Source organism: Ruegeria arenilitoris (genome assembly GCF_013030265.1).
GTDB classification, from domain to species: domain Bacteria; phylum Pseudomonadota; class Alphaproteobacteria; order Rhodobacterales; family Rhodobacteraceae; genus Ruegeria; species Ruegeria arenilitoris_E.
This window is the reverse complement of record NZ_WPZQ01000008.1, coordinates 188425-199036: the sequence shown is the minus strand read 5'-3', so window position 1 is coordinate 199036 and position 10612 is coordinate 188425. Positions and strand designations below refer to the sequence as shown.

8 protein-coding genes, 1 tRNA gene and 1 riboswitch are annotated in these 10612 nt (G+C 57.0%); of the genes, 4 read left to right on the top strand and 5 right to left on the bottom strand.

Annotation, left to right across the window (positions count from 1 at the left end; genetic code table 11):
- The 3 genes from cobW to GOX61_RS15805 form a co-directional block, all read right to left on the bottom strand.
- Window positions 1-1056: a cobalamin biosynthesis protein CobW gene (gene cobW / locus GOX61_RS15815; RefSeq protein WP_170335252.1), complete on the bottom strand. Its 1056-nt coding sequence runs from the start codon at window positions 1054-1056 to the stop codon at window positions 1-3.
- Entirely contained in the window at window positions 1053-1442 is a 390-nt protein-coding gene (locus GOX61_RS15810; RefSeq protein WP_170335250.1) for a DUF1636 family protein, read from the bottom strand. The genes cobW and GOX61_RS15810 overlap by 4 nt, the downstream gene beginning before the upstream one ends.
- Window positions 1443-1512: 70 nt before the next feature.
- Window positions 1513-1722: riboswitch (cobalamin riboswitch) on the bottom strand.
- A gap of 72 nt (window positions 1723-1794) precedes the next feature.
- A complete protein-coding gene (locus tag GOX61_RS15805) occupies window positions 1795-2679 on the bottom strand; it encodes a LysR substrate-binding domain-containing protein (RefSeq protein WP_170335248.1) in 885 nt (294 codons plus the stop codon).
- 116 nt (window positions 2680-2795) lie between these two features.
- Here GOX61_RS15805 and GOX61_RS15800 point away from each other — a divergent pair, with 116 nt between their 5' ends.
- Window positions 2796-3743 carry an NAD(P)-dependent oxidoreductase gene (locus GOX61_RS15800; protein WP_170335246.1) on the top strand — a complete coding sequence of 316 codons (948 nt, stop codon included), beginning with the start codon at window positions 2796-2798 and terminating at the stop codon, window positions 3741-3743.
- A 72-nt stretch (window positions 3744-3815) separates the two neighbouring features.
- Here the strand turns inward: GOX61_RS15800 and GOX61_RS15795 are convergent, their stop codons facing one another.
- Window positions 3816-4355, bottom strand: coding sequence for a GNAT family N-acetyltransferase (locus tag GOX61_RS15795; RefSeq protein ID WP_170335244.1), 540 nt, complete (start codon window positions 4353-4355; stop codon window positions 3816-3818).
- A gap of 134 nt (window positions 4356-4489) precedes the next feature.
- Between GOX61_RS15795 and GOX61_RS15790 the strand changes: the two genes are divergently transcribed.
- A complete protein-coding gene (locus GOX61_RS15790; RefSeq protein WP_170335243.1) occupies window positions 4490-5968 on the top strand; it encodes a Y-family DNA polymerase in 1479 nt (492 codons plus the stop codon).
- Complete coding sequence (locus tag GOX61_RS15785; RefSeq protein WP_170335241.1) at window positions 5965-9348, top strand: error-prone DNA polymerase; 3384 nt, start codon at window positions 5965-5967, stop codon at window positions 9346-9348. The genes GOX61_RS15790 and GOX61_RS15785 overlap by 4 nt, the downstream gene beginning before the upstream one ends.
- A 230-nt stretch (window positions 9349-9578) precedes the next feature.
- On the opposite strand, the gene GOX61_RS15780 is transcribed toward GOX61_RS15785, so the two are convergent.
- Window positions 9579-9652: transfer RNA gene (locus GOX61_RS15780), tRNA-Cys, on the bottom strand.
- Window positions 9653-9880: 228 nt separating this feature from the next.
- Here GOX61_RS15780 and GOX61_RS15775 point away from each other — a divergent pair.
- Complete coding sequence (locus GOX61_RS15775) at window positions 9881-10534, top strand: protein-L-isoaspartate O-methyltransferase family protein (RefSeq protein WP_155151950.1); 654 nt, start codon at window positions 9881-9883, stop codon at window positions 10532-10534.
- The last annotated feature ends 78 nt before the right edge of the window (window positions 10535-10612 follow it).

Here is a 10612-nt window from a genome sequence, read left to right as displayed (position 1 = left end):
TTACTCGGCAGCCTCGGCTACACCTACTAGGATATCGCGGATCGCAGCCTCTTTGATGTCGTCATGCTCGGCAATCACGACCAGACGCGAGCGGCGGTCTTCGCCGGGTTCCCACGGGCGGTCGTACTGGTGACGGACGCGGGCGCCTACTGCCTGCACCAGAAGGCGCATCGGTTTGCCCTGAACGGCGGCATAGCCTTTGACGCGCAGGATGTTCAGCTCAGTCGCCAGACGTTCGATTTTGGCAACCAGATCGGCTGGGTCGGTCTGTTCCGGCAGCTCAACAATGATGCTTTCGAAATCGTCATGCTCGTGATCGTGGTGTCCGTCGTGATGGCTTGGGCGGGCGTCCATGTCATCCTCGGCAGCGGCTTCGAGTCCCAGAACAACGCGCACGTCTACGGCGCCTTCGGCGACTTCTACCACAGGCAGCGGGCGCGGAGCTTCGGCGGCGATGATCTCTTTGGCTTTGGCAACACCCTCGGGACCGGCCAGATCGGGCTTGGTCAGCAGGATAATGTCGGCGCAGGAGATCTGGTCCTCGAACACCTCGGACAGAGGCGTTTCGTGGTCGATCGAGTCGTCAGCCAAGCGCTGTGCATCCACGGCTTCGACATTCGGAGCAAAGCGCCCTGCGGCCACGGCCTCGGCATCGGCCAGAGCGATTACGCCGTCAACGGTGATCTTGGAACGGATATCCGGCCAGTCGAATGCCTTCAGCAGCGGCTTGGGCAGCGCGAGTCCGGAGGTTTCAATCAGTATGTGATCGGGGCGCGGTTCCAGCGCCATCAGCGCTTCGATGGTCGGAATGAAATCGTCGGCCACGGTGCAGCAGATGCAGCCATTGGCCAGTTCCATGATGTTTTCCGCCGGGCAATCGGGAATGGCGCAGGATTTCAGGATGTCACCATCGACGCCAACGTCACCGAACTCGTTGACGACAACGGCCAGACGTTTGCCCTGCGGGTTCTGCATCAGGTGCTTGACCAGTGTGGTTTTGCCCGAGCCCAGAAAGCCGGTGATTACAGTAACGGGAAGTTTTTCGAGGTTGCTCATTTCAGGGCTCCAATCGGGGGAATGCGGGCCGCACAGTTTTTGCGGAAATGTTCAGGTCGCTCGCGCCATGTCACAAGGCCGTCTTCGGTTGCGAGATACTTGGTGACGCCTTCGACGATGGTCTCGACGTGGTCGGTTTCGTTGAGGTTCTCATACACAAAGGTCCAGCGGGACGGTCCGCCACGCAGTACGATCGAACACCCCTGATCGCAGTTCGAAAGGCACTCAACGGCCTTAAGGTCAATGCCATCTGGCAGCTCGGCCTCGGTCAGCGCTTTATGCAATAATGTGCCGGGGCGCTGGTCATCTTCCTCGATAGGAAGGCCACGCCGGCAGGTTGTGCAGACCAGCAGTTCAACTGGTGTCGTTTCGGTCACGTCTCTCATCCCCCCTTCACGGTTTTCGGGGGACGGGGTATGCGCGGGCCTTGGCCCGACACCGGAACACCCCGTCCGGTCTGGTCTTCGGGCGTTGGCAGGTCTCCCGGCTTGCGGATGTCAGAGGTATCCTCTGGCAGGTGTCCTGCCTTCCCGGCCTGCAGGCCAGTGGCTTTGGGCACCTTCTCCGGTCACGGTCGCGGGGGCGGCTGCATTTGACGGCATTCCATACCGCTGATGCATTCCCTTTTCATCTGCTTGCACAGACACCAACGAAAGGGACATGCGGCAAGCAAAGGGGCGTTGTCAAGCGAATGGAGGCGCTCTCAGATCGCCGAGATGGAAAAGCGACTTGCAGTGGTCAGTCAGCGGCATCCGCTTTGATCCGTTCTTGCAACCAGGTCTCAAAGAGGCGGGCAGAGGCCGTCGGGCGGGTCGCGCCGTCTGAGCGGATCAGGTAATGGGACTGAGCAAAGGGAATCGGTGGTCCGGCGATCTGCAGGGGCGCACCCTGCGCAATCGCATTCCGGGCAAAGCGTTCAAGGATTGTGGCGTAGCCAGCCCCCGCCATCACAAGTTGCAACGCGGTGACCGTTGTATCCGCCGAATATTGAGACTGAAGTTCAGGCTGGTGAATGCCATGCGCTTCAAAGTATCGTGCCCAGTTGTCTTCATATCCAAGGATATGGATCAGAGGACTTTCACGGAATTCTGCCTTGCTAGGCGCTGTGGTGCCGGATCTGCAAACCGGAACAAGGAATTCATCCGAAAGTTTCTCTGCCCTGAGCCCCGGCCAGTCGCCATAGCCCAGACGAATATCGATATCCACATCGCTGGAACCCATGGTGTCATTCCAGATGTGAGTCACCAATCGCACAGGGATGTCGGGATGTTGGCTGGTGAATTCAGGTAGTTCGGCAGCCAACCAATAAGTCATGGTTGAAATTGCCGCACGAACGGTCAGCGTCTGCTGAGACGCTGGGCCAAACAAACTGTTGGTCGAAAGGGTTATGTCAGACAGAGCGCGCCGAACAGTCAAAGCATAGGATTGGCCAAGCTCGGTCAATTCCAGTCGTCTTGCCTGTCGAGTGAAGAGAGGTTGGCCCAACTCGGCTTCCAATGAACGGATATGCAGGGATACCGCGGTTTGTGTCAGACCCAGCTCTTGCGCGGTTGCAGTGAAATTCAGATGCCGAGCGGCAGCTTCGAAACTACGCAGCCAGGAAGGGTTTGGTAGACGATCCATTTATCACCAAAAATTTTTGCCCATAAGCTCGATTATTATTCGTTTCATTTGCGGGTTATCAAGGTGAATACTCCGCGTGAAAACGGTTCGGGCATAGCCCATAGGGAGGATTCGCAATGAAGGTTGGATTTATCGGTCTTGGGAATGTGGGGGGTAAGCTCTCGGGTTCGTTGCTGCGCAACGGGGTTGATTTGACAGTTCATGATCTGAACCCGGATCTGGTTGCTGAATTTGTTGCGCAGGGTGCCAAGGCTGCTGAAGGTCCGGCGCAACTGATGCGGGATTGTGATGCGGTTATCACCTGCTTGCCATCCCCTGCGGCATCGGATGCCGTGATGCAGGAAATGCTGCCAAAGGTTGGTCCGGGCAAGATCTGGATGGAGATGTCCACCACTGATGAGGCCGAAGTGAAACGGTTGGGTGCCATGGTGATCGAACGCGGTGGCGCCGCAGTAGATTGCCCTGTTTCCGGGGGATGCCATCGCGCAGCTACGGGCAATATTTCGATTTTTGCCGGATGTGAACGCGCAACATTTGAACGGATTTTGCCCTTTCTGACAACCATGGGGCGCCGCATTCTGCATACCGGTGAACTGGGATCTGCTTCGGTTCTGAAGGTGCTGACCAACTATCTGGCCACCGCCAACCTGATCACCTGTGCCGAAGCCCTGGTCACTGCCAAGGCTGCAGGGATGGATCTGAATACGACCTATGAGGCGATCAAGATCTCATCAGGAACCTCATTTGTGCATGAAACCGAAAGTCAGGTCATCCTGAATGGATCACGTGATATCTCGTTTACAATGGATCTTGTGAAAAAGGATATCGGGCTGTTTCAGGAAGTCGCAGATCGTGCCGGGGTGCCGTTGGAGATGAACCCGGTGATGATCAAGATTTTCGAGGACGGAATTGCCCGGTATGGTGACCGCGAGCTGTCGCCCAATATCATCAGACGACTGGAAGATGCCACCGGACTGGATATTCGCGCATCGGGTTTCCCGACCGAAATGCTGGATGATGAGCCGGAAGAACCGGGGTACGAGGTGATCCCTCAGGGGCGCTAGAGCGCATAGATCAACATAGGTCTGAGCGCTTCGGCCTTACGATTTAGTGATCGGATGATAGTCGAGAGGGTTCTACCAATAAGCCGGGTTTTTGAACGCTTCGGCGCATTGTGATGGCCCTTTCAAAGGCGCAAGGTCCTGATCCGAAAGAGACTGTGCCAGCCACCCGTGGGGATATTGAAGCTTCATGGGTGGCTGGGCTTGCTGCTCGGTAATCTGTTCAAAACCAACTTTGGAATAGTAGTTCGGATCGCCATAGGTGATCACCACATCAACGCCGCGCCCGCGCAGATCGCTCAGCCCGAACGTCAGGAGCTTTTGTCCAACGCCTTTCCCTTGCTGGTCTGTTGCAACGGCCACAGGGGACAACATGAATACGGTGCGGTCATCCTGCTCATACTTGAGGCGGGTAAATATTATGCACCCGGTAAGAGTGCCACCATTTGTGGCAGTGAAGACATACATGTCACCAGGGTTGGTCTTTGCCAGAATGTCTTTCACCAGCCCTGCGATCAGTTGACCTTCCTCATCACCTTCGAAGGCTGCGAAAACAGCTCCGAAAAACTCGATAATTTCGTCGTGTCTGCCACTGGTATGGCGGGAGTAGTCCATGTCGCACCTCAATTCTGACGGTCAGTGGTTCAGCCGGAACCCTTGGTCATTTAGCTGGGTATTTCACCCATATGACTCGACATGGTAAAGGTGAAAGATTATTTAGAACAAATATAGAACATTTGGTGTCAGGTATGCTCAGAGGGGTGCAAAAACGCGTTGCTTCGCTATGGTTCTTCCGGTTGTCCAGCGACCGGGTTCTCAGGGCGAATCCGGTTCAGGGGCCGTTCGCCCTGACCCTCAAGCAGAACAATGCCAACCGCATATATTGTCTGAATGGCGAAGCCGAGCGTCAGGGCCTGCACAGCGGCATGCCTTATGCGGATGCCCGTGCGTTTTGTCCTGACCTGCAAAGCCAGCCTGCCGATCTGCAGGGCGATCTGCAGTTCCTGCATATCCTGCGGCGCTGGGCGACGCGCTATTGCCCTTGGGTGGGGCTGGAGGGTCGGGATGGGCTGGTTCTGGATGTGACCGGTTCCGCGCATCTGTTTGGCGGGGAACCCATGATGCTGGCGGATATGCGCAGGCGACTGGCACGGGTCGGGCTGTCGGTGCGGATCGGACTGGCCGATACGCGTGGCGCGGCTTGGGCATTGGCACATTACCAAGAGGGCGTGGCAGCCCGGGGTGATACCCTGAATGCGATAGGGACGTTGCCCGTGGCGGCATTGCGGCTGCAGGAGGATACGTCGGTTGCTTTGCAACGGCTGGGACTGCGCAGGATTTCGGATCTTGCAGCAACCTCACGTGCGCCGCTGGCCCGGCGTTTGGGGCCGGAACTGCTGATGCGTCTGGATCAGGCGCTTGGGGCGCAGCCTGAAGAGATTTCGCCATTGGCCGATCCACCACGGTATGGCGTGCGTCTGACCTTGCCGGAACCGATTGGACTGGTGTCGGATGTCAGGGCGGGTGTCGAGCGGTTGTTGGAACAGCTCTGTGCGAAACTTAAGGCACAGGAGGTCGGCGCGCGTCGGCTTTGCCTGACACTTGATCGTGTGGATCACGACAGCCAGACAGTCGAATTGCGTCTGGCCCGACCGTTGCGTGATCCGAACCGGATACTCCCACTTTTTGAACGCGGGATTGGAGAGGTCGATGCCGGTTTTGGTATCGACCGGATGCGGATTGAGGCCACGCAGGTCGAGGCGCAGCCGGTACAGCAGATCAGCCACGTCTCAGCGGGGCGTGTGGATCAGGTGTATGATCTGATTACCCGGATCGGAAACCGCATCGGGCTGGAGAATGTTCACCGGTACCTGCCTGCGGACAGTCATATACCCGAACGCAGCTCCATTCTGGCCCCGGCAGCCTATTCCGAGCCGGGCGGCGCATGGGTGGCTTTGCGCCCACGGCCTTTGCGTCTTTTCCCGCCCGAGCCGATTTCCGGAGCGGGATCACGTCCGCCGCAGAGGTTTCGCTGGCGGCGTATGGCGCTTTCAATCGAGCGTGCCACGGGACCGGAACGCATCGCCCCTGAATGGTGGCTGGAGGATGAGAACTGGCGTTCGGGAGTTCGTGATTACTGGCGGGTTCAGACACGGCAGGGATGGCGGCTCTGGCTGTTTTATACCCCGCAAAATCCGGGCTGGTTTGTGCAGGGAGAGTTCGCATGACCGAGGTGAACCGCACACATCGCCCGGTTGAGGCGTTTCATCAGGACATGCTCAGTCCTCACACGGATCGTTTGGGATATGCCGAACTTTGCGTGACGACCAACTTCACCTTTTTGACCGGTGCTTCGCACCCCGAAGAACTGGTTACGCGCGCTGCGACGCTGGGTTTGGCTGCACTCGCTATCACCGACCGGAATTCTCTGGCTGGCGTAGTGCGGGCCTGGACTGCTCTGAAAGAACTGAAGCGTGAGGCGGAAGAAGCGATCAAAATCCGGTCCCAACACCGGGTCGATTCCTGTTCAAGACAGGAGGTCGGCAATCCGCAGCCCATTGCCAATCCCGGGACGGTTCATGTCCCGCGACTGATCATCGGTTGCCGTCTGGTTCTGCAGGACAGTTCGGTCGATTGGATTGCGCTGCCGCGTGATCGGGCAGCGTATCAGCGACTGACCCGTCTGCTGACATTGGGTAAACGGCGCGCCCAAAAAGGGGAGTGTCATCTGGATCTCAGGGATATGCTTGAGGCCTGCAAAGGCATGATCCTGATTGCTTTGCCGCAAGGTGAGTTAATGGATGCCACCCGGGACATCCAAAAAGTACGACGACGGTTTCCCAACCACGTCTTTCTGGGGGCCGCACCACGTTATGACGGCAGTGATCAGGCCTATATTGCTGCCTGTGCGCGGCTGGCTCAGCGGACCTCGGCCCCCATGGTCGCGGTGGGCGACGTGCTTATGCACAATGCCAGCCGCAAGCAACTGGCAGATGTTCTGACCTGTATGCGCGAAGGCATCACCATTGACGATATAGGCACACGTGCCCTGCCTAACGCCGAACGGCGGCTGAAAGGGGCAGCTGATATGGCGCGCCTTTTTCGCGACCATCCCGGTACCCTGCGTCGCACGCTGGAGATCGCCGACAAGTGCAGTTTTGATCTGGGTGAATTGTCCTATGAATATCCCGACGAGATCGGTCTGGGTGAGGAACCGCAGGAGCGGCTGGAACGGCTGGCTCATGATGGGTTGAAACGGCGCTATCCCGGTGGCGCGCCGGATAAGGCCCTGAACCTCATGAAAAAGGAGTTGGAACTGGTCCGCGATCTGGGCTTTCCGGCTTACTTCCTGACCGTGCATGACATTGTACAGTTCGCCCGATCAGAGGGCATCCTGTGTCAGGGGAGAGGTTCCGCCGCCAACTCGATCCTCTGTTACCTCCTGGGTATCACTGATGTCAGCCCCGATCAGATCACCATGGTGTTTGAACGCTTTGTGTCAAAATACCGGGGAGAGCCGCCGGATATCGACGTGGATTTTGAACATGAACGGCGCGAAGAGGTGATCCAGTGGATATATGAAAAATATGGCCGCCACCGGGCGGGTTTGTGTGCCACGGTCATCCATTTCCGTTCCCGGGCGGCCATTCGCGAAGTGGGTAAAGTGATGGGGTTGTCTCAGGACGTGACGGCTGGTTTGTCTGGTCAGATCTGGGGCATGACCAATGGAGGGGTCGATCCCGAACGGATACGCGAACTGGGCCTTGATCCCGGTGACCGGCGCCTGATGCAAACCATTCGCCTGATCGGTGAAGTCATCGGGTTCCCCCGTCACCTGTCACAGCATGTCGGCGGTTTTGTTATCACCAAGGGACGGTTGGACGAGATGTGCCCCATCGAGAACGCGGCGATGGAGGACCGTACGGTCATCGAATGGGACAAGGATGACATCGACGCGCTTGGCATCCTCAAGGTCGATGTGCTCGGCTTGGGAATGCTCAGTTGCGTGAGGAAGGCATTCGGTCTGCTGCAGCAGCACGAGGGGCAATCATTTACCATCGCTTCGGTTCCACAAGGGGATGAAGCCACCTATGACATGCTTTGTCGGGCTGATGCCATCGGTGTGTTTCAGGTGGAAAGTCGGGCGCAGATGAATTTTCTGCCCCGAATGCGCCCACGTATCTTTTACGATCTGGTGATTGAAGTCGCTATCGTTCGACCCGGCCCGATTCAGGGGGGGATGGTGCAGCCCTACATCAAGCGTCGCCAGGGATTGGAAGAGGTCAGCTATCCCTCGGAAGAACTGCGGGAAGTTATGGCCAAAACTCTTGGCGTGCCGTTGTTTCAGGAACAGGCGATGCAGATCGCAGTGGTCGCCGCAGGATTTACGCCAGAGGAAGCAGACCGTCTGCGCCGGTCTCTCGCCTCTTTTCGCAGAATGGGAACCATAGGTACGTTTCGGGATAAGTTCATCGCAGGAATGCTTGCTAACGGCTACGATATGGATTTTGCCGGGCGCTGTTTTTCACAGATTGAAGGCTTTGCCGATTATGGTTTTCCGGAAAGCCATGCCGCTGCCTTTGCAATGCTGGCCTATGTTTCGGCCTGGCTGAAATGTCACCATCCGGCGGTATTTGCCTGTGCTCTGCTGAACTCCCAACCGATGGGGTTTTATGCGCCGGCCCAGATTGTGCGCGATGCGCGCGAACATGGGGTCGAAGTGCGTCCGATCTGCGTCAACAGCAGTCAGTGGGACAACATTTTGGAGCGCCGTGCGGATGGAGGGTTGGCGTTGCGCTTGGGGTTCCGCCAGATCAAAGGGTTCAAAGAAGAGGAGGCCGGCTGGATCGTGGCAGCCCGGGGCAACGGATACCACGACCCGCAAAGCCTCTGGCTGCGGGCAGGGCTGATCCCTGCGACTCTGGCGCGCTTGGCCGAAGCCGATACGTTCGCTGATATGGGGCTGACCCGGCGCGAGGCGCTCTGGCATGTCAAATCCATCCGGAGCCAGCAACCACTGCCGCTGTTTAACGACCCGATTGACGGAGAAAGTATCTCAGAAGCTGATGTGAATTTACCGATGATGCATTTGGGGGAAGAGGTCGTCGAAGATTACGTCTCGACTCGCCTGACCCTGCGTGCGCATCCAATGGAACTTCTGCGTCCATCCATGCCGGGGCTTATCGCCCACAACTCTCTGCACAAGATACCGCTCGGGCGTTATAGCGTGTGCGGACTGGTCATCACCCGCCAGCGACCCGGTACGGCCTCGGGCGTGATCTTTCTGACACTTGAGGATGAAACCGGCGTCAGCAATGTGGTGGTCTGGCCCAAGGTGTATGAGCAGTTTCGCCGCATCGTTATGGGGGGACGGCTTTTGCAGGTGACCGGATATCTGCAGCGTGAAGGCATTGTTGTACACCTGATCGCGCAGGATATCAGGGACATGTCGCACAAGCTGTCAGAACTGGGGCATCCGATGGACGATGCGATTGGTATAACTCAACCTCATGCCGATGATGCACCGCGTGCCAATCGTGCGCCACCACGGGCACGTCACCCCCGTGAACAGGCCAAGCGTCTCTTCCCAAGTCGGGATTTCCATTAGGGCGAGCGCTTAAATTACTGCAGGCGCCAAGAATTCTGGCTTACCATATCTAAAGCGCACGATTTCCTCTAACGCATTCAAGTTCGAACATAGAGTGCTTGCCGAAGACAAAATGAAAGCGATGCGGCCTGAATCAATCTGGAACCACCTGCAGCTCGCAACCAAAAAGGGAAGCTCAAATCAAGTAGCCGAAACACCCATGCTAATGCGTTGAGTTTCTTGAGGTTAAGTGGAGGCGAGTACCGGAATCGAACCGGTGTACACGGATTTGCAATCCGCTGCGTCACCACTCCGCCAACTCGCCTTTTCAAGTAAAATCAAATACTTGCCGTGGTGTGACAGGCGTTCTAACAGCTTTCGATACAGACGTCCAGTGGGTCGGCGCAAAATAGACGGACGTTTGGCAAATTCGGGGCCGGGAGCAGCGTCGGCCGTTGAAAGTTGCTTTTGAAATTTCAGTACTTGAGACGTTGCCGGAGGGTGACGAATGTGGCACAAGCCGATCAATCAGGGAAAAAGAATGAGCGATCACATGACAGATTTCGCAGCCCGACGTCTTACAATGGTTGATACACAGATTCGACCTTCGGATGTTACAAAGTTTCCCATTATCGATGCGATGCTGGCCGTTGAGCGTGAGAAGTTCGTTCCGGGCTCACATCGGGAAGCAGCTTATGTCGGCGATTTGATTGAACTGGGCGATGGGAGTTGTCTGCTGGAACCGCGTACCCTGGCCAAAATGCTGGACGCGCTGAACATTTCCAACGATGAGGTGGTGTTGGATATCGCCCCTGCGCTTGGATATTCAACTGCCGTCGCGGCCCGGATGGCTCAACTGGTTGTCGGTGTCGAAGAGGATGAGACCCGCGCCACGGAAGCGCAAAGCAACCTGATGGAAGCTGAAGCTGACAATGCGATTATTCATACCGGTCCGCTCGAGCAGGGAGCTGCAGAACACGGGCCATATGATGTCATTATCATTCAGGGCGGTGTCGAGCGCTTGCCGGATGCGCTGCTTGATCAGCTGAAGGATAATGGCCGCATCGCATGCGTGTTCATGGAAGGCCAGTTAGGTACCGTGAGGATTGGTCGGAAGACAGCTGACCGGGTAACCTGGCGAGACGCCTTCAATGCAAGTGCGCCGGTATTACCGGCATTTTCCGCCGAGAGTGCATTTTCGCTATAGTCATTCAGCAGATTTTTCTGCTGCCTTGATTAGTTGAAAACAAAGGCGCAAACTACCTGCGAGGCAGGGTTATTTTGA